The sequence below is a fragment of the Streptomyces sp. NPDC059524 genome (genome assembly GCF_042749255.1).
GTDB lineage: Bacteria > Actinomycetota > Actinomycetes > Streptomycetales > Streptomycetaceae > Streptomyces > Streptomyces xanthii.
Genome location: NZ_JBHYTK010000320.1, coordinates 1 through 1,145 on the forward strand (window position 1 = coordinate 1; position 1,145 = coordinate 1,145).

Genomic DNA, 1,145 nt, shown 5'->3' on the forward strand with positions numbered 1-1,145 from the left:
TCCCAGGACAGGTGGCTCCGCCACATGACCTGGGACGCCGCACACCGAGGGCACGCACCGACCGCCGCTGCGCCCGCGCTCCGCGCGGACGACGGGGAACTCCAGACAGGACCTAGAACAGGACGCTCATGAACGCTCCGACCTCCTGGAATCCCACGCGGCGGTACGCGGCGCGGGCCGGGGTGTTGTAGTCGTTCACGTAGAGGCTGACGACGGGGGCGACGTCGGCGAGCGCGTAGCGCAGGACGGCCGCCATGCCGGGGGCGGCGAGGCCGCGGCCGCGGTACTCGGGGGCGACCCAGACGCCCTGGATCTGGCAGGCGTCGTCGGTCGCGGCGCCGATCTCGGCCTTGAAGACGACCTTGCCGTGCTCGTCGAGGCGGGCGAAGGAGCGGCCGGATCCGACCAGTTCGGCGACCCGGGCCTGGTAGAGCAGTCCGCCGTCGCCGGCCAGCGGGGAGACGCCGACCTCCTCGGTGAACATCGCCACGCACGCCGGCATGATCGTGTCCATCTCGTCCTTGCGGACGCGGCGGACGTACGGGTCCGGGGTGACGTCGGCGGGCATCCGGTCGGTGACCATGAGCGGCTGGCGGGAGCGGACCTCGCGGGCCGGGCCCCAGCTGGGTTCGAGCAGCTGCCAGAGGCGGGCGGTGGGCTCGGCCGGGCCCACGATGGAGGAGCAGCGGCGGCCGGCGCGGCGGGCGCGGTCGGCGAATCCGCGGACGGCGCGGTCGGTGGCGCAGATCGGGACGAGGTTGGCGCCCGCGTAGCACAGGGACTGGAGCATGCCGTCCTCGTACCAGCCCCACATCTCGCCGCCGAGCCGCCAGGGGTCGAGGCCGGCGATGCGGACGCGGGCCGTCACGAAGGCGTTCGCGACGGGGTCGCGGTCGAGCACGGCGAGGGCGGCGTCCAGGTCACTCGGTTCGAGGACCCGGGTGGTGGTCTGGGTCAGCACGGGGCCTCATCTTGCTGGGGGTGCGAGGGTCTCCGACTGTACCCGGGGTCTCGGCTGAGCGGGATCCGCCTTCGCGTCTGCCGGGCGTCCTTGTGTGGCGGGTTCGGGCCGGTGGGGGCTGGTCGCGCCCCGCGGCGGAGCCGCTGACAGGCACAGCCCCGCGCCCCTGAGATGGCGCACGGAG

General features: G+C 74.1%; 1 protein-coding gene. It reads right to left on the bottom strand.

Features of this window, described 5'->3' with window-relative positions:
- Positions 1 to 112: 112 nt before the first annotated feature.
- Positions 113 to 961 carry a GNAT family N-acetyltransferase gene (locus ACFW9D_RS38525; RefSeq protein ID WP_384630147.1) on the bottom strand — a complete coding sequence of 283 codons (849 nt, stop codon included), beginning with the start codon at positions 959 to 961 and terminating at the stop codon, positions 113 to 115.
- Positions 962 to 1,145: the final 184 nt, after the last annotated feature.